This window comes from Luteolibacter sp., assembly GCF_039920825.1.
In the GTDB taxonomy this organism is placed as follows: Bacteria; Verrucomicrobiota; Verrucomicrobiia; order Verrucomicrobiales; family Akkermansiaceae; genus Luteolibacter.
The window spans coordinates 38,146-56,240 of sequence record NZ_JBDSCX010000070.1 but is presented as its reverse complement, the minus strand read 5'-3'; the positions used below and the strand labels follow the sequence as shown (position 1 = coordinate 56,240).

Below are 18,095 nucleotides of genomic sequence, written 5' to 3'. Positions count from 1 at the left end.
CGACAGAAGTTAGAAAATCGGAAGCAATGCCAGCGAGCCCAGCGTGGCAGCGAGAGCGCCGATCGTTATGGTCGGCTTGGCACTGAAACAGGCCACCGCGATACTGGTAATGGCGACCGCCGCAATCACGTAATCGAGACTTCCATGAGAGTGAAAAAACGTCGCCCGCAGGAAGTCAAACTCATCGGTCTCATCGGGATGATAGTGGCCCGGATGCGCCAGCAACCAAGACGGAAAGAAACAAGCAGTCACACAAAACAAACGCATCGCGGATCGTGGCCACTGGGAGGGTCGGGAAATTTTCATGGGATGACTGTGCGGATGGTGCATTCGAGCAAAGGCCATGCCAAGCGGGTATCGAAAAAAACCACGCCCTCCAGAGAGGACGTGGTTTGAAAACCAAACAACATTAATCAGAGAATCACTTGAAAGTACCTTTGAGGAAAGGCTCGCCAACCACGTTCTTGAATTCCTTGATGATCTTGAACTGCCCATCCGCCTTCGACTCGCCAATGAAGACGTTCTTGGTAAGGTGGTGGTTCTTCTGCGTGGTAACCGTGCCGCCGGGGCCGTCGAAGGAAACGCCGGACTCAAGCGCGGCGATGACTTTTTCAACCTCGAAGCTCTTGGCCTTTTCAACCGCGGCCTTCCAGAGATAGACACCGTCGTAGGAAAGCACCATTGGGGAGCAGGTCACACGGCCTTCCTTGACGATGCCCGGAACGGTGGACTTGGCGAGCCATGCTTGGAAGCTCTTGATGAACTTGGCGTTCTCGGGGCTCTTGATCGACTGGAAGTAGGTCCAGCAACCCAGTTGACCGACGAGTTGTTTCGCAGGAAGTCCGCGGAACTCGTCTTCGGAAATCGAGAAGGAAACGACAGGTGCGGTTTCAGCAGTGAGACCGGCGGCAGCATACTCCTTGAAGAACGGGACGTTGGTGTCGCCGTTCAGGGTGCTGATGATGCAGGCGTCGCCGGAAGCGCAGAACTGTTTGATTTCCGAAACGATTTGTTGGTAATCGGTATGACCAAACGGGGTGTATTTACCGGCCGAGATGATCTTGCCGGTGCCGTCCTTGGTGAAGCCGCCGCCAATGTTCTCGATCGGCACTCCCTTGCTGAGGAGATACTCGAGCAACACCAGGTTGGTGGTCTGCGGATAGACGTAATCGGAGCCGAGGAGATAGAACTTCTTCTTGCCTTCGGCGAGGAAGTAGTCAACGGCGGGAGTCGCCTGCTGGTTGACCGCTTCGGCAGTGTACATGATGTTGTGGGACATTTCCTCACCCTCGTATTGCACGGGGTAGAAGAGCAGGCCCTTCTTTTCCTCGAACACCGGCAACACCGACTTGCGGCTAACCGATGTCCAGCAGCCGAAAGTTACGGAGACCTTGTCCTGATCGAGGAGCTGCTTGGCCTTTTCGGCGAACAGCGGCCAGTTCGAGGCGCCGTCAACGACGACAGGTTCGATTTTTTTGCCCATCACGCCGCCAGCGGCGTTGATTTCGTCGAAGGTGAACAGGAGGACGTCACGAAGGGAGGTTTCACTAATGGCCATGGTGCCGCTAAGTGAGTGAAGCACACCGACTTTGACGGTTTCCTCCGCATTGAGGGAGGCACCGGTGAGAGCGATCGCAACAAGTGCGGACGGGATAAGTTTCGAGATCATTTTAATGGGGAAGGATAAAAGATTTGAATTGTTTAGCAACGGGGAGGGAAAATGCAGGCGGGAGAGCATTGGAACCTGATAACCAATGAGAACTCTCCCGCCACAACCGATTCAGCAAGAAAACCAACTACAGATCATCAGAAAGCCGCAGTCAGACCGAAGTTATAGGTCAGGAACTGATTGGTCGGATTGCCAGGGATGACAGGTCCGTTTGTCCAATACTGCGTGAGACCGCCGGTAAGGGCCCACTTGCCGTATGTCTCGCCCATGAAGGCAAGAGGATAGCTGGCTTGGGCTCCGATCGAGGTGTAGGCATAACCGCTGTCACTTCCGGCAGCGCCACCGTAGTAGTTGTCACAAACGATCGCGGCGAAATTGACCGGGAACGAGATGGAAAACGGACCCGCTTCGATGGAGTGGGACAGACCAAGCACGGCGATCGTTCCGTCGGCACCACCGGAACCACCTTCGTCAAGGCGGTTGTGAAAGGTCAGCGAGGGGGAGAGAAAGCAGGCGTAGGCCAACTTGACGTCGAGAATCTGTTCAGTTCCCTTGTTATAATTCCACGCCTGATAGGTGGTGGTGATCGAGAATTTATCGTAAGTGTATCCGATACCCGCCCAGACATCGATTTCCTGAATGTCGCCGCCGAGGGACGGAGCACCCTTGCTATTGACGTCCCACCAGGTTCCGAGAATGAGGGAGAAGTTCTCAGGAAGCTTGATGGTGAACTCAAGGCTCGGGTTGAATCCGAGATCCGACATGGAAGAGCCATCCTTCCAGACATCATTTCCATAGGAAATGAAGTGTGAGTTGGCGGAAAGCGTCAGCACGCCTGAGATCACGTCTTCAGCAACAGGCGCAGGCGCCATGGTGGTCGGTTTTTCTTCACCGGCAAATGCCGTGCCCGTGACTAGAGCAAGCGCGAGGAGCGAGGTGTTGATTCGATTTTTGCAATACTTGTTTTTCATGGTTCAGCTATTTGTTTGGTGGTGGTGGCAGTTGGATGGAGATACCACGACGGATTCAAAAACAGCTCGAATCATGCCACCTCACTAAATTTCATGAGTTAGGATCATCTGATGAATGACTTTTTTAACCGTACGCGAGACAATCATGAATCCGGCTTCACAAGCAAAGACGCCATCATGAATTCACTACATATTCAGCAGTTCGACACAAAAAAGCGGAGCCCCTTCAAGGACCCCGCCTTTTAATCGCAGCCGAATGGTTACACGGTTAGGAACTTTTTGACGATATCCTCGGTGAGTTCGGCCATCTCACCGGATGCGGCGACCGCGCCGCGTTCGAGGATGGCGAAGTCGTCGCCGAGCTCCTTGCAGAAATCGAGGTATTGTTCGACCAGAAGAATGCTCATCTTGCCTTCCGCGCGGAGCATCTTGATAGCATCGCCGATCTGGTCGATGATGTTCGGCTGGATACCTTCGGTGGGCTCGTCCAGGATGAGGAGCTTGGGCTTTGTTAGAAGCGCGCGACCGATGGCGAGCTGCTGCTGCTGGCCACCGGAAAGCATGCCACCCTTGCGGTGGAGGAAGTCTTTGATGATGGGGAAGAGCGTGTAAATCCTGTCGATCTCGGCGGGGTCCTTTTTCCAGCCGCGGGCGTTGAGGCCGATGAACAGATTTTCCTCCACCGTGAGCAGCGGAAAAATATCGCGACCCTGTGGAACATAGCCGAGCCCGGCGTGGGCACGATCAGCCGAGCTGAGTTTGGTGATGTCCCTACCCTGCAGTTCGAATTTCCCGGAGTCGATCGGATAGAGCCCGGTAAGCGCCTTGAGCGTAGTGCTCTTGCCCACTCCGTTGCGGCCCATGAGACAGAAGACGGATTTGGGGCGGATGGTGAGATCGATCCCGCGCAGGATGGCGCTGCCGCCGATGGAGACTCGGAGACCGGAGATGCTGAGGTTTTCCTGGGTGAGGGTGGCGGACATGGAGGGTCAGGCGGCTTTGGATTTTCTGCCCAGATAGACTTCAATGACGCGCTCGTCGGACTGCACTTCATCCACCGGTCCCTCGCAGAGGACGTGGCCCTGGTGAAGAACGGTGACCTTGCGGCCTTGGGAAATCTGACGGACAAAGGTCATATCGTGCTCGATGACGATGATGGTGTGTTTTCCCGCAAGTGATAGAAGCAGCTCGCCGGTGCGATAGGTTTCCTCGTCGGTCATGCCGGCGGCCGGTTCATCGACCAGCAGGAGTCTCGCTTCCTGGGCGAGCAGCATGCCGATTTCGAGCCACTGTTTCTGGCCGTGGGCGAGGATGCCGGCCTTGCGGTTGGCACTGTCGCTGAGTTTGATGATTTTCAGGATTTCCGCAATGCGGTCTTTTTGCTCGGAGGTGATCTTCCCGAAAAGGCTGTGCCAAATGCCGCGGGATCCGGCGAGGGAGAGGACTAGATTTTCGGTGACGGTGTGGTCGTTATAAACCGTCGGTGTCTGGAACTTGCGGCCGATGCCGAGGCGATAGATTTCGTACTCGTTCATCTTAAGAAGATCGTGTTTCCCATCGTCCCATTTGAGGCTTCCGACATCGGGCTTGGTGCGGCCGGTAATGAGATCGAGGAAGGTGGTTTTGCCCGCGCCGTTGGGACCAATGACCGTGCGGAGCTCGCCTTCATCGAGATAGAAATTGAGATCATTGATGGCCTTGAAGCCGTCGAAGGATCGGGTCAGGCCCTCCGCCGCGAGGAGGAAAGGCTTCTGGTGCATCGGGCTTTCTACGATCATGGGTCGGTGACAGGAGATTTTTTGGAAGTGACCGGAACGTCGTCGGATTCCTTTTTCTTTTTCAGTCGGGCGATGGTCCCTTGAATTTGAGCGGGAAGTCCGACGATTCCCTTGGGCATGAACATCACAATAAGGACGAAAGTGCCGCCGAGGATGAGAAGCCAGTAATCCGGATAGGCGCGGGAGGCCCAGCTCTTGAGGGCGTTGACGCTGATAGCTCCGACGACAGGACCGACAATGGTGCCGCGGCCGCCGAGGGCGACCCAGACGACGGCTTCCAAGGATTTGTCGGTGGTCATTTCGCTGGGGTTGATGATGCCGGCCTGCGGAACGAACAACGCGCCGGCGAAGGCGGCGATGACGGCGGAGATCACAAAGATGAAGAGCTTGAAGTTTGCCGTGGCATAGCCGGAGAAAAGGACGCGATTTTCCGAATCTCGGATGGCGCGCTGGATGAGTCCGAAACGGGAGTTGGTCAGCCACTTGCAGAATGCGACCACCATGACTAACAAGAGCGCCGATGCGATGTAGAGACCGCGTTTGGTTTCCGGCAGGCGGAGGTCCGCACCAACGATGGTTTTAAAATCGGTGAATCCGTTGTTTCCTCCCACCAGTAGCTCATTGCGGAAAAACAACAGCGAAGCACCGTAGGTCAGCGCCTGGGTGAGAATGGAGAAGTAAACGCCTTTGATCCGGGATCGGAATGCCAGAAAGCCGAAGACAGCGGCAAGCAGGCCGGGGACGAGGATCACCATCAGCATGGCAAACGGGAACGAGTAGAACGGTTTCCAGAAAGTGGGGAGATAGGTGTGGCCGAGGAATACCAGGAAGTCAGGCAGATCGCTTTTATACTGCCCGAGTTTTCCAATCATCAGCATGAGGTACATCCCCATCATGTAGCCGCCGAGACTGAAGAACAGCGCCTGGCCGAGACAGAGCAACCCGGTGTATCCCCACAGCAAGTCGATGGAGATGGCCATAATGCCATAACAGATGTATTTGCCCCAGAGGCTCAACGTCAGATCTTGAATCAGCCCGCAGGCATGGAGGACCGGCATCCCGATCAGCAGAAACGCCCCTGAAACTAACAATAGGGAAAAATGAACCCGGCTGGTGAGAGGAGATTTGTTCATCGGTCAATCAAGGCTGCGGGAACGCGTAACGAAGAGGCCGGCGGGACGCCATTGGAGGAAGAGGATGATGGCCCCGAGAACGAGGATTTTCCCAATGACCGGATTGCCGAGATACTGTTGGAGTGTTTGATCGGACATGCCGATACCGACCGCGCTGATGACGGTGCCCATGATGTTGCCGACGCCACCGACAACAACGGTCATGAACGAATCGACGATGTAGAGCTGGCCCATGGATGGACCGACGTTGCCGATTTGGGAGAGAAACGCACCCGCGAGACCGGCGAGGCCGCAACCGAAAGCGAAGGTCATCGTATTGACCCGCTCGGTGCGGACGCCCATGCAGGCAGCCATGTTGCGGTTTTGCATGACGGCGCGGATGAGAAGACCGAGCGATGTTTTGTTCAATACGAGCCAAGTGATGACGATGATTAGAATGGCGAACCCGATGACAAATACGCGATTCCAACCGAAGATGACATCGTTGACCGTCCAGTTTCCTGACAACCAGTTAGGACTGCCGACCTGCACGTTGTTCGAACCGAAAATCAGCTTCAAAACCTGCTGCATGACGAGTGAAATGCCCCAGGTAGCGAGCAGGGATTCGAGCGGGCGCTTGTAGAGAAACTGGATGACCGACCGCTCGAGCACGATGCCAACAAGCGCGGCAATCACGAAGCTGGCAGGGATCGCGAGGATGAAATAGCTGTTAGCCCCACTGGCGAAATTCATCCCGGGCAACGCAACGTTGTATCCGAATGGTGAGAGTTTCAGCCCACCGGCAAAGATATTTTGAATCACATAGGTCGTGTAGGCCCCAACAGCGATGAACTCGCCGTGCGCCATGTTGATGACCCCCATCAAACCGAAGGTGATCGCGAGACCGATGGCCACCACCAACAGGACAGAGCCGAGAGATATTCCGCGGAAAGCGGTGCCCACGGCATTGATTCTTGAAATATGACCGTCGATGGCACCGATTGCCGATTGCGCGGCGGTCATCACGGGAGTGTCTTTGACCGCCGTGGCATCCTTGAGAACGACCTTGAGAGGATCCTGAGCCGCGATCGATCCGAGTTCGCCGAGCTTTTTACAGGCGGCAATTTTGTCGGCAGGAACCGTGGATTTGAGCTGAATGAGCGCGATTGACTCTTCCAAAACCCGCATGACTTGCGGATCTTTTTCCGACTTCTGAAGCACTTGGAGCGCGGGAAGCTTGTCAACATTCTGACCGATCGCGGAATCCGCCACGGCTCGCAGACGCTTGGCGGGGTCCGGATTGGCGAGAGCGGCAAGATCCGAGACCTCCTTCATCGCGCGGCGAAGACCGGAGTCCGTTTCCGCAGCTTCCACTTCCTTTGGATTAATCCTAACAGCCTTGCCATCGGCAGCCTTGTAAGGAGTGCCGTCGCTGAGCTTGATCGTTTCAAAAGTATCGTTGCCATCCGCAGCCCCAGTCAAAAGGACCGGAGTGACCACGCCGCCGTCATCGAGGAGGAAAATCTCGCCTGCCTTCCACTTTTCGAACCAAGTCAGTGATTCAAGGGACGGCTTGAGCTTGAGAGTGAGGATGATCTCTTTTTGCTCGTCTGGTGTCGCGGCGACGGTGGCTGCAGCGACTGTTTCCCGAATGGTCTTTTCCGGGGCTTGCGCGACACAGGCCGATGAAACAACCCATCCGAGCAGCAGGCTGATTAACAACCGTTTGGAAAACTTGGTGACGATTGAGTTCAACATGGGCCCTCTAGCGGCAAAGCACCGCCTGTGCCATGACTCGCGGAAATAAATCCGCACCGCCTCAACGAAGAACCATTTCAACTGCGCGCTGGAATCAAAAAACCCAGACGAGCTGCCGCGAAAATCATGCTAACAGCCTCAATTCAAAGCGGTCTCGCATAAGTGCCGCAACGGTTGTGCCAGCCTTCCTCCCACCGCTTTTCGCCTCGCCCCGGTGGCGAATTCGCAATCCGTCGCGAGAGAATCCTTTTCGCGGAAGCGGCGAATTCAGCGGCTGCGGGAGCCCCGGAGGGCGCATCCTTCATGCCGCCAAGAACCTGCATCAGACCCCAACCCTGGCCGTTGTATTTTTCCGAAGCCTGAGTGCCGTCGCCCTTGAAATTCACGTAATCGATCAAGGCGTAAGTCCCCTGCGAGGTGGTGGACACCTTCCGGTAGTTTGCCTCGATCCGAGCTCGTTCACTGGCCGGGGCCGCCGCGAGGATTTTCGGCAACGCCGCGCGCGAACGGGCGATGATGAAATCCGTCTGCATCCCGACATTGGCCGCAAGCCAAGTCCGCAAGGCCGTCAAGCGAGTCCCTTTGAAATCCGCCTGAAACTCCGCCTTCGTCTTCCACGGGCTGTGCGCTTCAAGCGCCACCGCCGGCAAATCCGCTCCACGCTGGCGGGCGAATGCGACAAATGGCGGCCAGCTCTCTTCAAAGCGCCCTTTGAAACCCGCCGGATACCAAATGAAATGCCCGATGCCGATCGAGGGAAATTCCTCGCCCGCATTCCAGGTCGTCAGCCCGGCGACCGTTCCGGCGCATTCGTTCTGCCAGATTTTTTTACCGATCGCCGCTTTCTGGGCAGCGGTCAGATTTCCTCCAACCGCACTTACCTGCCCGGCAGGCGGCCCGCCGGGAGCACAAGCGGACAGAAGGACCATGACAGAACAAACGAGACAGGCGGCTTGCATGGATCGAGCCTACCTCTATGCTTGCCCCAGCCGCAAGCCCGCTTCCCCATGAACCGCATCCCTTGGGATAAAATCCTCAGCTTCACCCCGCTCGATCTCGGAAAAATCTTTCTCAGTGCCCTGATCATCGTGGTAGTCAACAAGGTCCAGCTTTTCAACGACCGGCTCTCCGCCCTGCTCATCGCGCTGCCGCTTACCTCGCTGGTCGCCATGATCTGGATGCACCATGCCAAGCAATCGTCCGAGCGCCTTGCCAACCACGCCGAAGGCACGTTCTGGTTCGTCCTCCCCACCCTGCCGATGTTCCTGATTTTCCCTTGGATGCTCCGTCACCACTGGACGTTCTGGACCGCTCTGGCCGCCAATTGCGTCATCACCGTGATCCTCTTCTGGCTCACCGTCATCGTGCTCCGGCGATTCGGCATCGATCTGATGCCGAAGTGATTCCCCGGTTTCGAAAAATCCTCGGAAAAACAACCAGATAAGGCTTGTCAGCCTGTCGATTCTCTGGTTTGACCATCGGCCCGGCGTCAATTCCGGAAAATTCTGTCCAATCCATTGTTTTGAGCGAAAAAAAACCGTCCGAGCTTCCCGAGAACGTCGTCCCGTTCGAGCAAGCAAAGCCGATTTCGCGATTTCCCGGTTCTCCTATGAAAAGCGATCTCCTTGATAAGGCCTCTGAAATTGTCACCGACCCCCTTGTTTTGGTCAATCTGGTTTCCCAGCGCGTCAGACAATTGAACAGCGGCCGTTCGCCGTTGATTGCAACCCGCCCGAGCATGGGAGTTGCAGACATCGCCCTCACTGAAATCATCGAGGGCAAGATCAAGCTGGTTCACAAGGAAGCTCCCTGAGAGGCCGCTTTCTGACCATTGAGTCACCCCATGAGTGCGGACATCGCCACTAACCGGAAGGCCGGGCGCGATTTCCACATTCTGGAAAAATACGAGGCCGGGCTTGAGCTCAAAGGCACCGAGGTCAAATCGATCCGGGCCGGAAAGGTCAACATTTCCGATGCGTTCGCCCGCGTCGAAAACAACCAGATCTTCCTCTACGGCTGCAACATCCAGCCATGGCAAACCGCCGGCGAATGGTATAACCACGCTGAAAAGCGCCCGCGCCGGCTGCTGCTCCACAAGAGCGAAATCCTCAAGCTGGCCAACGCCACCCACGTCAAAGGCTGCACGCTTCCCCTGCTGCGGATGTATTGGAAAGACCGGCGCGTGAAGGTGGAAATCGGTGTCGGCAAGGGCAAAACCCATGCCGACCAGCGCCACGATTTGAAGGAAAAAGTCGAGCTGCGCGAAGCCGCCCGCGAGATGTCACGCTTCAACCAACGCTAAACGGGAAACTCACTCCGGAGCCGGATCCTTCGGTTTCACCCGTGACGGCGGATCAGTCGGCGGACGAATCACCACACCGCCCGCGCCGACTTTGGGAAGAACGGGATTGCTCGGCCGGAAATCTCCATCCGAAGGCAAATCCAGCATTTGCCCAGGCAAACGCGGAGAATCATCGCTAGGCAAAGCGGGCATTTCCGGCTCCTGAACCAGGGGCTCCGGGACTTTTTCCTGCTTTTTCTCCACCGGCTCTTCAGCAACCACTGGTGCCTTGGGAGCAGCACAGGAGATCGCCGCCATCGCAAGGCCCAGCAACGCGAAAATTTTGAGGTTCGGTGTCATTCCGGAAATACGTGCGGCGGCTTGATTTCACCTGCCCGGACGCAACAAAGCGCTTTGCCGAACCCGGCGCAAGGCCGAACCGGGTGTAACTCCATTCTCGGCTCGCGCGGAAGCACACGCGAATGGGTCCCGGCTGTCTCAGCCGGATTCACCTCCCGACTGAGACAGTCGACACATTCTTCCCCCTTGTCCGCTCCGCGGCAAATCAAACTCTTCACCGGACCGAACCTTGAAGTGTCGGCTTGCAGAAACCGGGCTGGCAGGCTCGCACGTCGCTCGATAATGTTTTTCCCATGACGGACACGTTCACCCTCGTCCTGGAAACCTCGACCCCGCAGGCATCGCTGGCGACCATCGAACCGGATGGCCACTTGGAGCATCGTGAATTCACCAGCGACCGCAGCCACAACGCGGTCTTGTTTGGCCCGCTCAAGGAACTTCTCGACGCCCGGCAAGCCCCGAAAATCGGCTTGGTTCTCGTCGGCAGCGGCCCCGGCAGCTACAGCGGCACGCGGGTGGGAATCGCCGCCGCCCAAGGCGTGGCGATCACCAGCGGTTGTCCGGCCATCGCCTTGCCCTCGATCCTTGCGGTGCCAAGCGCGCAAAATGGGGCAAGCTGCCTTGCCATCGGCGACGCCCGTCGTGGCAGCTTCTGGACCGCCGCCATCTGCGAATCCCGCTTGATGACCGAGCCGGAGCTCACCGATGCGGAAGGACTTTTTGGAATCGTCTCCGCCGCCCTAACCGATGGCATCCCGGTCTTCTCCTTCGAAGACCCCAACCGCTTTCCGCTGCCACCGGAAATCCTAACACAAGTCCGCCTCGAATTCCCCAATGCCGAGCGGCTCTGGCAGGCATGGTCCGCGGCCGCTCCGGAAACCCGCGAACTCTGGTCATCCGCCAGTCCGCAACCGATGTATCTCAAACCACCGCACATCACCCCCGCCAAGCGGCCATGGCTAGTGCTGCCGTAGCCTATCAACCCACCCGCTGCCAGACGGTGACGAGCGAGGTGGTCCATTGGAACTTCCTCGCGGTTTCGCGGATGAGGAACGGCTCGTCGAGATGACGCAGGAGTTCGAAATCCGGAGCCAGCTTCGATCTCAGCCACTCGAAAGTGCCGCCGACCGGCCAGTTGGACGACGGAGTGAATTCCTCGAGCCAGGTGCAGGGTGTGGCGAGAACCAGTTCCCCTCCCGGATTCACCAGCGACGGAAGCCGGCCTAACAATCTCGCAGGGTCCGGCAGACGACAGAGAAGATTCGCCGCATGCACGCGGTCGAATGAGCCGAGGCTGTCCGGCAGATCCATCGCATCGCCTTGGAGGAAACGCAGTTTCGCGCCGTCACAACCGTCGGTTAGACGCGTTGTCAGCGGAGTGGTCAAAGCCGCCTCCTCGCGGCGCTCATAGGCGAGGGTTTCTCCGTTCCGAAGAGCATCGGCGGCGCGGATGAAGGCGTGGGAAAAATCGATGCCGACCACCTCATCGCAAGTCCGGGACATTTCAAAAGCCGAACGTCCGACCGCACAGCCGAGATCCAGACCGCGTTTCACGTTGTGCGGTGAAAAATGTCCGGGCGTGCGTTTCGCAAAATCCAATGCCTCGCGCATGCCCTGCGGCCAAGATCGACCAGGCGGCAGCATCTCATCCGCGGTGCCGAAATGAAATAACAGATACTCCGCGAGAAGCTTGTCGGTTTCGTAAATGTCGCTCATCACGCGGCGGGGTCAGGAACCGAGAGTTTCGCCGTCCTCGTGTGAACGCCGGTAGCCGTCCTGCGCCTCGGCGAGAGAAATCTTTCCGTCCTTGTTCGTGTCATAGAAATCCAGCACTTCCGTCGCGGTGTAGTTCACCTGCTGGGGCTTGCCCTTGAGGCTGTCGATGCCGTGGCTGAGTTCCTTTTTGCTCAAATAACCGTCGCCGTTGTAATCCCAGCGATCGAATTTTTCCAGCAGACCGACCATCTGGCGTTGGGTGCGGGTTTTCGGGACAGCGGGGCTCATGCCCTGATGACACGAACAGCAAACGGCGGCGGCTAGAAAAACGTGGAGTTTCATGTTCAATTGAGGTTGGCGCGGTCCGACTCCACGGGCAAGCTTCGATCCGATGCAAATCCGTGTGATCGTCGCCGGGAAGCCCGCGCTGGCCTATGCCAAAGCGGGAGTGGAGGAATATCTGAAGCGCCTGTCGCGCGCCGGCGGACACGAGTTGGTTGTGATCAAGGCGGGCAATCGGGAAGAGGTTTCAGCCAGATTGTTAGAGCGTTCCCAGGGATGCTTCCGGGTGGCTCTGGACGAACGCGGAGAATGCCTCAGCACCCGTAAATTCGCCGACAGGCTGGAGTCGCTGGAGATGCGCGGGGACGTGAAAACCATGGCCTTCCTGATCGGAGCGGCAGACGGCCACACCGAGGCCCTCCGCGATCAATGCGATCTGGTGCTGACACTTTCACCGTTCACCCTGCAACACGAACTCGCGCTGCTGGTGCTGCTGGAACAACTCTATCGAGTGGCGTCCCTGAAAAGCGGATCACCTTATCACCGCGACTGAAAAATCAGCGGCGATACTGGTTCTGCGGCATCATCCCCATTTGACCGCCACCTTGTCCGGCGACTGGCGTATTCCACGGAATGTTGGTGGTGTCGGAAACCGGTCCGACCGGCTTCTTCTCGACGTCATCCGCGCAGGCGGAGAATCCCAGGGCAGCGGCAAGCGAGATGAGGATGAGGAAAACGTTTCGTTTCATGGCCTGAACATAAAACAAGCTCCGCAGCATGCAAGCCTGCGGAGCTTGTGAGAAAAAATTCAACCGGCTTTAGTTGCTGGCCGGAGTCGCGAGGATCACGCGATCACCCGGTTGGATACGGACACCGGAAGCGATGGAGTCGAAATCGATCTCGGCGATCGTTTGGGTGGGCTCGATCGACGAAGGACGGACGCGGCCGATCTTACGACCATCACGCTCCACCAACAAGCTGGTTTGTGGAGTGAAGCCGGAGTTGGAACCTGCGCCGATCACGACGAATCCCCAATCCTGATTCACTGCGGTGACCACCGATTGCATCCCATTGCGACTGATACGCGAGCTGCGGTCGATCATACGCTTGCCGAGGCGATCCAGTTCGGAACGGCTGGTGGCAAGGCCTTTCTCAGCGCTGCCAACGAAGGTTTCAAGTTCGTCGAGCTTCTTCTGTTTGGCGTCCCTATCCTGCTCGATCTCATGAATCTTGTCCGCCAAGTTGTCGAGGTTCACTCCGTCACCGAGACCGGCGAGGCTTTCTTTGACCGCTGCAAGTGTTTTTTCCAATTGCGCGAATTCCGCCGCCTGCTCCTTGATATCCCCGTCCAGCTTCTGGAGGTCGCTGGTCATGCCGGTACCGGTCGACTTGAGCGAGGAAACACTTTGCGTCAAAAGCTCGCGACGCTCTTCGGAAGCGGCAAGGCGTGCTTTCTCTTTCTTGATGTTGGCTTCGGCACCTTCCGCTTCCGCCGTCACCGATTTGTTAGTAGCAATCGTGGAGAGACGGACTTCCTCAAGAGCTTTGAATTTTGAAGAGTGGCTGAAGGAGAAAAACGCAGCACCACAGGTTGCAAGAATGGCGACGCCGTAAAGAATGGGTTTCATGTGAGATCTTTAAGAGGATTTACGAAGTATCTGCGGATCAGTTGGAAGGAGGAGTGACGACAGGAGCGGAGACGGATGGAGTGGTTTCCTTCAGTCCCGGAACCACCCGGTCGCCCACCATGAGGGTGGCGTCGGCTGCCATGGAATCCGGAACGATGCTGGCGGAAGCCGTGGTGCTCTCCACCGCGGTGACGAGTAGTTTGGCGATGACCTGGTCGTTACGCACCACGTTGAGGGTGGAGCTGTTCACCACACCGGCATTGTTTCCGGCAGCCAGAGTGACAAAACCCCAGTTCGGATAGATCGAACGGATGCGGGTGTTGAGGGAAGCCAGCGAGCGGCCCCCGGCGAAGTCGTCGAACTTGCCTTTGGTGTCGGTGATCTGCGCTTCGGTGGAGGTATTCTGCGCAGTGAGGTTCGCAAGCTTCGCTTCGTTTCCGGTGATCGACTGCTTGAGTTGTTCGATCGCGGCGTTCATCTCTCGCATCTTGGCGGCAAGCTCGTCGATGTTGCCGACTTTCGCGGTCTTCTCGCGGATGCCGTCGAGTTGCTCCTTGTCGGAGGCAATCTTCTTGGTCTTTTCGTCGACTTGCTTGCTCAGACCATCGTTGACCTTTTTCTGAGCGGCTTCCGAAGCGGTGAGAGTGTCCACTTCGGCATCCACTCCGTCGATTTCGATCGGCAGGGCCGTGAGGACTTTCTTGTCGTCGGCGAGGCGAATTTCGCTTTTCGCCAACTCACCCTTTCTCGTATCGGTGTCGGCGAGATCTTTCTCGTAAGCAGCGTGATTTTTGAAAGCAACGAATGCCGAGAGGGCGAGAGCGATTGCAGTGAGGATTCCGAAGACGTTGGCCATGGGGTTTTGTAGTAAGCTTTGAATTCCGTGTGTGGAGAGACACTAGGAAGTCCCGATTGACCTCGGCAATCCCAAATTTCACCGACTTTTCATTGCGACTCTTCCTTGGCTTTACAAAGCAACCACACGGGGGCATCGCTGTCCCTCTCCCATGAAGTCGATCCTGCGTGTCTTTTCCTACTTGCGCCACTACCCGGGTTTAGCCGCAGCGCAGCTTTTCTGCGCTGTGGGCATGACTTTGGCGGTATTCGTGTTCCCGAATGCGACGGGCTACGTGATTGATAAAATCATTCCGAATCCGGCACGGCATCATGAATTTTCCTTTTGGATCATCATCGCGCTGATCGGATTTTTATCCAAGGACGGGCTGAATTCGTTGAGGATTTACATCAATAACATCTTCGAGCAGAAGGTGATCTTCGACATTCGCTCGGATCTTTATGAGAAAATCCAGCGTTTGCCGCTGCAGTGGTTCGATACGCGGCGCACCGGCGACATCATGACGCGGGTGGTCGAGGACGTGACCAACATGGAGCGCGTGCTCATCGATGGCATCGAGCAGGGATTGATCGCGGCGCTGCAAGTGCTCGGGATCGGCATCTTCCTGTTTTTCCTGAATCCGACGGTGGCGGCCTGGGCCACGCTGCCGGTGCCATTCCTTGCAGTCGGCGCATGGATTTACTCCACCAGGGGACGTGACCGCTACCGCAACCAACGCGATGCCGCTTCGGATTTGAACGCACTGCTGCACGACAACATTTCCGGCGTCCGCCAGATCAAGGCCTACGCCGCGGAATCCGCCGAACACGCGCGCTTCAATCACTTTTCGAACCAACTCAGAACCGCCTCGCTACGGATGATGAAATGGTGGGCGCTATACTCGCCGGGGATGTCGTTCCTGCGCATGACCGGCTACGTGCTGGTCCTCGCGTTCGGCGGCCGGGCGGTGATGCACGGCGAACTCACCATGGGGGACTTCACGAAATTCCTGCTGTTCCTGTCGCTCTTCTACGAACCGATCGACCGCCTGAACTCGCTGAACCAGATGATTCTATCAGGCAGAGCCGCGGCCGACCGGGTCTTCGACATCCTCGATTCCGAAGAGGAGCTCAACGCGGTGGCCGGGGCGGAGCTGCCGGAGAAAATCGCCGGCCACGTGCGGTTCGAAAAGGTCTCGTTCGCCTATCAGAACCAGCCGACCCTCCACGAGGTCACGCTCGACGCCCAGCCCGGCCAGACCATCGCGCTCGTCGGCTCGACCGGGGCGGGGAAAACCACCGTCCTTTCCCTGTTAGCGCGTTTTTACGAGAGCACCTCGGGCGGGATCACCATCGACGGCATCGACATCGGCACGCTTGCGAAATCCTCGCTCCGCGACCATCTCGCCTACGTCACCCAGGAGCCTTTCCTCTTCAATGGCACGGTGCGGGAAAACCTCCAGCTCGCGAAACGCGACGCCTCGGACGCTGACTTCTGGTTAGCACTGGAAGCCGCCCACGCGGACCAATTCGTGCGCAACCTGCCGGAGCAGTTAGACACCAATGTCGGCGAACGTGGAGTAAAACTATCAGGAGGCGAGAAGCAGCGCCTCTCCATCGCGCGGGCCCTGCTGAAGAACGCGCCGATCCTCCTTCTCGACGAGGCCACCGCCTCCGTGGACTCCGAAACCGAGCGCCTGATCCAGGACGCCCTCGACCGGCTGATGGAGAACCGCACCGCGTTTGTCATCGCACACCGGCTTTCCACGATTCAGAACGCCGACTGCATCTACGTGCTGGAAAAAGGCGAGGTCATCGAGCAAGGCACCCACGCCACCCTGCTCGCACGGGGCGGGAAATACGCCGAACTCAGCCGGAAATCATTTCTCTCTCCGGCCCCCTCAAGCGCCGGCGCCTAGAAACTGGCTGCCGATCATCGACTGATAGGTCGGATCCGTCTGGCGGAGCGATTCGTGATTTCCATCCCCTACGATGCGGCCCTGTTGGAAAACCAGCACCCGGTCGGCGATGGTGATGGTGCTGTAGCGGTGGGCAATGATGAAGGTCGTCCGGCCTTTCACCAGCGCGGCGAGAGCCTGCTGGACCATGCTCTCGCTTTCGGAGTCCAGCGCGCTGGTGGCCTCGTCGAGAATCAGGATCGGCGCGTCTTTCAGGAACGCGCGGGCGATGGCGATCCGCTGGCGCTGACCACCTGATAGAAGGTCGCCCCGCTCGCCAACCTGGGTTTCGTATCCCTGTGGCAGGGTGACGATGAACTCATGGGCATGGGCCTTGCGCGCCGCTTCCCGCACTTCTTCGTCCGTGGCGTTTTCACGTCCGATCCGGATGTTTTCCGCGATCGATCCCAAAAACAGCGAAGGCATCTGGGGCACCACGGCGATGGAATTCCGCAGGTCTTTTTTCCCGAATTCACGGATGTCCGTGCCGTCAAAGGTGATCTTCCCGGACTGCGGATCGTAAAACCGCGGGATGAGATGGGCGAACGTCGATTTCCCCGCGCCGCTGGGTCCGACGAGCGCGACCACCTGGCCGATAGGGATGGTTAGCTCCAGGTTTTTCAACACCGGCTCCTCCCCGTAGGCGAACGACAGATTTTCAAAACGAATCGCCTCATGCGGTGCCGAAAACGGCCGGGGTTGGGCGGCATCCGGCAAACCATCAGGCTCGTTGAGAATGAATTCAATCCGCTCCGCCGCCGCTCCGCCTTGTTTGATTTGCGAATGAACCATCCCCAGCTTTTTGATCGGCTCGTAGGACATGAAAAGCGCCATTCCGAGGGTGATGAAGCCGTCCAGTTTCATGCCGCTGCTCACTCCGAAATAAAGCGCCGCGGCGAATCCGGCGGCGGCCACCACTTCGATGGTCGGAGAAATCGCCTGGCGGTATTTCGCGACTTTCATCGTCAGCCTCAGCATCTCCCGAACCCGACGGCGGAACATCCCGACCTGGCGGTCCTCCAGATTATAGGCCCGGATTTCCAGCGGCGATTGCAGGCTTTCCGAAAGCGCAGCAGTTAGATCACCGCCCCGTTGTTGGAGAGCCCTGGCTCTTACGATCAGGCGCTTGCCTGCAATCCGGATGACCATGACACATGCGGGAACCGTCACCAAGGCGATCAACGCGATGAACACGCTGTGATCCTTGAATGCCAGATAACCGAGAAAACCCAGTGCGGAAAGAAGCGTGGCCGGCTGTTTGATCAAATCGCTGGAGTTTTGCACGACCACCTGCCGCAGGACCTCGGTATCGCTCATCAACCGGGCTAACAGATCGCCGGATTTGTTCTTCTTGAAAAAGGAAAGCGGCAGGTATTGGAGCTTGATGAAAAGGTCGGTGCGGATCGCCTCCACCACCCGCAGTCCGGAATACTGGATCAGGATCGAGTTCGCATAGTTCGCGGCGGCGCGGATCAGGAAAATCACCGGGATCCACAGACAGGTGATGAGAACCAGGCGGTCATGCGGGATCGAATCCAACCGGAGCGTCTTCTGAAGCAAAACGATCCACCATTTCGCCTTCGTGTTTTCCTCATGAAACAGGATCGGGAAAACCACCTTGGTCATCAGCGGCAACCCCGCGCCGCTGGCAATCGCGTAGGCGAGTCCGGCCAGGACTCCGAGTCCGAACTGCCATCGGACAGCCTGCAGGTATTTGTAATAGGGTCGAAAGCGATTCACGATAAGGG

General features: G+C 57.5%; 21 protein-coding genes. 6 read left to right on the top strand and 15 right to left on the bottom strand.

All coding sequences use genetic code 11. The features are described from left to right. Positions 1-9: 9 nt before the first annotated feature. The 8 genes from ABIQ96_RS20390 to ABIQ96_RS20355 form a co-directional block, all read right to left on the bottom strand. The gene (locus ABIQ96_RS20390) at positions 10-306 is read right to left on the bottom strand and encodes a hypothetical protein (RefSeq protein WP_348216481.1); all 297 of its coding nucleotides are present in this window, start codon (positions 304-306) and stop codon (positions 10-12) included. 115 nt (positions 307-421) lie between these two features. Continuing rightward, positions 422-1,669, bottom strand: a complete 1,248-nt coding sequence (gene urtA / locus ABIQ96_RS20385; RefSeq protein WP_348216480.1) for an urea ABC transporter substrate-binding protein — start codon at positions 1,667-1,669, stop codon at positions 422-424. 137 nt (positions 1,670-1,806) lie between these two features. Then, a complete protein-coding gene (locus ABIQ96_RS20380; RefSeq protein WP_348216479.1) occupies positions 1,807-2,640 on the bottom strand; it encodes a hypothetical protein in 834 nt (277 codons plus the stop codon). A gap of 260 nt (positions 2,641-2,900) precedes the next feature. Further along, positions 2,901-3,623, bottom strand: coding sequence for an urea ABC transporter ATP-binding subunit UrtE (gene urtE / locus ABIQ96_RS20375; protein ID WP_348216478.1), 723 nt, complete (start codon positions 3,621-3,623; stop codon positions 2,901-2,903). A gap of 6 nt (positions 3,624-3,629) precedes the next feature. Beyond that, complete coding sequence (gene urtD / locus ABIQ96_RS20370; protein WP_348216477.1) at positions 3,630-4,418, bottom strand: urea ABC transporter ATP-binding protein UrtD; 789 nt, start codon at positions 4,416-4,418, stop codon at positions 3,630-3,632. After that, the gene (gene urtC, locus ABIQ96_RS20365) at positions 4,415-5,551 is read right to left on the bottom strand and encodes an urea ABC transporter permease subunit UrtC (RefSeq protein ID WP_348216476.1); all 1,137 of its coding nucleotides are present in this window, start codon (positions 5,549-5,551) and stop codon (positions 4,415-4,417) included. Before urtC ends, urtD begins: the two co-directional genes overlap by 4 nt. Positions 5,552-5,554: 3 nt before the next feature. Next, positions 5,555-7,288 carry an urea ABC transporter permease subunit UrtB gene (gene urtB / locus ABIQ96_RS20360; protein WP_348216475.1) on the bottom strand — a complete coding sequence of 578 codons (1,734 nt, stop codon included), beginning with the start codon at positions 7,286-7,288 and terminating at the stop codon, positions 5,555-5,557. A gap of 143 nt (positions 7,289-7,431) precedes the next feature. Further along, entirely contained in the window at positions 7,432-8,217 is a 786-nt protein-coding gene (locus ABIQ96_RS20355; protein ID WP_348216474.1) for a hypothetical protein, read from the bottom strand. A gap of 78 nt (positions 8,218-8,295) precedes the next feature. On the opposite strand from ABIQ96_RS20355, the gene ABIQ96_RS20350 reads away from it, so the two are divergent. The 3 genes from ABIQ96_RS20350 (at position 8,296) to smpB (ending at position 9,590) form a co-directional block, all read left to right on the top strand. After that, positions 8,296-8,691 carry a DUF3147 family protein gene (locus ABIQ96_RS20350; RefSeq protein WP_348216473.1) on the top strand — a complete coding sequence of 132 codons (396 nt, stop codon included), beginning with the start codon at positions 8,296-8,298 and terminating at the stop codon, positions 8,689-8,691. Between the two features lie 206 nt (positions 8,692-8,897). Then, positions 8,898-9,101: a DNA-directed RNA polymerase subunit omega gene (locus ABIQ96_RS20345; protein ID WP_348216472.1), complete on the top strand. Its 204-nt coding sequence runs from the start codon at positions 8,898-8,900 to the stop codon at positions 9,099-9,101. A 30-nt stretch (positions 9,102-9,131) separates the two neighbouring features. Beyond that, a complete protein-coding gene (gene smpB / locus ABIQ96_RS20340; RefSeq protein WP_348216471.1) occupies positions 9,132-9,590 on the top strand; it encodes an SsrA-binding protein SmpB in 459 nt (152 codons plus the stop codon). A gap of 9 nt (positions 9,591-9,599) precedes the next feature. Here the strand turns inward: smpB and ABIQ96_RS20335 are convergent, their stop codons facing one another. Then, positions 9,600-9,929, bottom strand: a complete 330-nt coding sequence (locus ABIQ96_RS20335; protein WP_348216470.1) for a hypothetical protein — start codon at positions 9,927-9,929, stop codon at positions 9,600-9,602. A 293-nt stretch (positions 9,930-10,222) separates the two neighbouring features. Between ABIQ96_RS20335 and tsaB the strand changes: the two genes are divergently transcribed. Continuing rightward, positions 10,223-10,903, top strand: a complete 681-nt coding sequence (tsaB, locus tag ABIQ96_RS20330; protein ID WP_348216469.1) for a tRNA (adenosine(37)-N6)-threonylcarbamoyltransferase complex dimerization subunit type 1 TsaB — start codon at positions 10,223-10,225, stop codon at positions 10,901-10,903. Positions 10,904-10,907: 4 nt separating this feature from the next. Here the strand turns inward: tsaB and ABIQ96_RS20325 are convergent, their stop codons facing one another. Both ABIQ96_RS20325 and ABIQ96_RS20320 read right to left on the bottom strand, forming a co-directional pair. After that, entirely contained in the window at positions 10,908-11,645 is a 738-nt protein-coding gene (locus ABIQ96_RS20325) for a putative 4-mercaptohistidine N1-methyltransferase (RefSeq protein WP_348216468.1), read from the bottom strand. 12 nt (positions 11,646-11,657) lie between these two features. Further along, entirely contained in the window at positions 11,658-11,987 is a 330-nt protein-coding gene (locus ABIQ96_RS20320) for an EF-hand domain-containing protein (protein WP_348216467.1), read from the bottom strand. Between the two features lie 49 nt (positions 11,988-12,036). Between ABIQ96_RS20320 and ABIQ96_RS20315 the strand changes: the two genes are divergently transcribed. Next, positions 12,037-12,480: a 23S rRNA (pseudouridine(1915)-N(3))-methyltransferase RlmH gene (locus ABIQ96_RS20315; RefSeq protein ID WP_348216466.1), complete on the top strand. Its 444-nt coding sequence runs from the start codon at positions 12,037-12,039 to the stop codon at positions 12,478-12,480. A 4-nt stretch (positions 12,481-12,484) separates the two neighbouring features. On the opposite strand, the gene ABIQ96_RS20310 is transcribed toward ABIQ96_RS20315, so the two are convergent. The 3 genes from ABIQ96_RS20310 to ABIQ96_RS20300 form a co-directional block, all read right to left on the bottom strand. Further along, entirely contained in the window at positions 12,485-12,676 is a 192-nt protein-coding gene (locus tag ABIQ96_RS20310; RefSeq protein WP_348216465.1) for a hypothetical protein, read from the bottom strand. Between the two features lie 69 nt (positions 12,677-12,745). Next, the gene (locus ABIQ96_RS20305) at positions 12,746-13,555 is read right to left on the bottom strand and encodes a hypothetical protein (protein WP_348216464.1); all 810 of its coding nucleotides are present in this window, start codon (positions 13,553-13,555) and stop codon (positions 12,746-12,748) included. A gap of 37 nt (positions 13,556-13,592) precedes the next feature. Next, positions 13,593-14,411 (bottom strand): hypothetical protein, encoded by an 819-nt coding sequence (locus ABIQ96_RS20300; RefSeq protein WP_348216463.1) that lies wholly within the window; start codon positions 14,409-14,411, stop codon positions 13,593-13,595. Positions 14,412-14,562: 151 nt separating this feature from the next. Here ABIQ96_RS20300 and ABIQ96_RS20295 point away from each other — a divergent pair, with 151 nt between their 5' ends. After that, entirely contained in the window at positions 14,563-16,308 is a 1,746-nt protein-coding gene (locus tag ABIQ96_RS20295) for an ABC transporter ATP-binding protein (protein ID WP_348216462.1), read from the top strand. Here the strand turns inward: ABIQ96_RS20295 and ABIQ96_RS20290 are convergent. Continuing rightward, on the bottom strand, positions 16,291-18,087 hold the full coding sequence (locus ABIQ96_RS20290) for an ABC transporter ATP-binding protein (protein WP_348216461.1): 1,797 nt from the start codon (positions 18,085-18,087) through the stop codon (positions 16,291-16,293). The two genes, ABIQ96_RS20295 and ABIQ96_RS20290, sit on opposite strands and share 18 nt — an antisense overlap. Positions 18,088-18,095 lie beyond the last annotated feature (8 nt).

Excerpts from the sequence above, each read along its gene's own strand:
- ABIQ96_RS20350 (WP_348216473.1), top strand. The coding sequence starts at position 8,296 with ATGAACCGCATCCCTTGGGATAAAATCCTCAGCTTCACCCCGCTCGAT.
- urtD (WP_348216477.1), bottom strand. The coding sequence starts at position 4,418 with ATGATCGTAGAAAGCCCGATGCACCAGAAGCCTTTCCTCCTCGCGGCG.
- smpB (WP_348216471.1), top strand. The coding sequence starts at position 9,132 with ATGAGTGCGGACATCGCCACTAACCGGAAGGCCGGGCGCGATTTCCAC.
- ABIQ96_RS20295 (WP_348216462.1), top strand. The coding sequence starts at position 14,563 with ATGAAGTCGATCCTGCGTGTCTTTTCCTACTTGCGCCACTACCCGGGT.
- tsaB (WP_348216469.1), top strand. The coding sequence starts at position 10,223 with ATGACGGACACGTTCACCCTCGTCCTGGAAACCTCGACCCCGCAGGCA.
- ABIQ96_RS20315 (WP_348216466.1), top strand. The coding sequence starts at position 12,037 with ATGCAAATCCGTGTGATCGTCGCCGGGAAGCCCGCGCTGGCCTATGCC.
- ABIQ96_RS20300 (WP_348216463.1), bottom strand. The coding sequence starts at position 14,411 with ATGGCCAACGTCTTCGGAATCCTCACTGCAATCGCTCTCGCCCTCTCG.
- urtB (WP_348216475.1), bottom strand. The coding sequence starts at position 7,288 with ATGTTGAACTCAATCGTCACCAAGTTTTCCAAACGGTTGTTAATCAGC.
- urtE (WP_348216478.1), bottom strand. The coding sequence starts at position 3,623 with ATGTCCGCCACCCTCACCCAGGAAAACCTCAGCATCTCCGGTCTCCGA.
- ABIQ96_RS20355 (WP_348216474.1), bottom strand. The coding sequence starts at position 8,217 with ATGGTCCTTCTGTCCGCTTGTGCTCCCGGCGGGCCGCCTGCCGGGCAG.
- ABIQ96_RS20345 (WP_348216472.1), top strand. The coding sequence starts at position 8,898 with ATGAAAAGCGATCTCCTTGATAAGGCCTCTGAAATTGTCACCGACCCC.
- ABIQ96_RS20325 (WP_348216468.1), bottom strand. The coding sequence starts at position 11,645 with ATGAGCGACATTTACGAAACCGACAAGCTTCTCGCGGAGTATCTGTTA.
- ABIQ96_RS20320 (WP_348216467.1), bottom strand. The coding sequence starts at position 11,987 with ATGAAACTCCACGTTTTTCTAGCCGCCGCCGTTTGCTGTTCGTGTCAT.
- ABIQ96_RS20305 (WP_348216464.1), bottom strand. The coding sequence starts at position 13,555 with ATGAAACCCATTCTTTACGGCGTCGCCATTCTTGCAACCTGTGGTGCT.
- urtA (WP_348216480.1), bottom strand. The coding sequence starts at position 1,669 with ATGATCTCGAAACTTATCCCGTCCGCACTTGTTGCGATCGCTCTCACC.
- ABIQ96_RS20335 (WP_348216470.1), bottom strand. The coding sequence starts at position 9,929 with ATGACACCGAACCTCAAAATTTTCGCGTTGCTGGGCCTTGCGATGGCG.
- urtC (WP_348216476.1), bottom strand. The coding sequence starts at position 5,551 with ATGAACAAATCTCCTCTCACCAGCCGGGTTCATTTTTCCCTATTGTTA.
- ABIQ96_RS20390 (WP_348216481.1), bottom strand. The coding sequence starts at position 306 with ATGAAAATTTCCCGACCCTCCCAGTGGCCACGATCCGCGATGCGTTTG.
- ABIQ96_RS20310 (WP_348216465.1), bottom strand. The coding sequence starts at position 12,676 with ATGAAACGAAACGTTTTCCTCATCCTCATCTCGCTTGCCGCTGCCCTG.
- ABIQ96_RS20380 (WP_348216479.1), bottom strand. The coding sequence starts at position 2,640 with ATGAAAAACAAGTATTGCAAAAATCGAATCAACACCTCGCTCCTCGCG.